Origin of the sequence: Streptomyces sp. CA2R106 (genome assembly GCF_037034245.1) — a bacterium.
Taxonomy (GTDB): domain Bacteria; phylum Actinomycetota; class Actinomycetes; order Streptomycetales; family Streptomycetaceae; genus Actinacidiphila.
The window spans coordinates 1-206 of the sequence record NZ_JBAGKC010000250.1 but is presented as its reverse complement, the minus strand read 5'-3'; the positions used below and the strand labels follow the sequence as shown (position 1 = coordinate 206).

Below are 206 nucleotides of genomic sequence, written 5' to 3'. Positions count from 1 at the left end.
GTCTGGAGCAGGTCCGGGACGGTGCTGTTCGCGTATTCCTGGATGCCGGCGGCGTTCGCCTCGAACGGGGCGAGGCCGAGGATGAGTCGGTCCTTGGTCTCGCGTTTCGCCAGCCACCAGAGCCGCTCCAGCAGGTCCCCGGTCCCGTACACCGCGTCCAGCGCGCGGGCGGCTTGTACGGTGCCCAAGCGGCCGCCGGTCTCCAG

The 206-nt window shown here is 70.9% G+C and carries 1 pseudogene; it reads right to left on the bottom strand.

The window, feature by feature from the left end:
* Positions 1-206 (bottom strand): annotated as a pseudogene (locus WA788_RS35970) (XRE family transcriptional regulator); the annotation flags it as partial.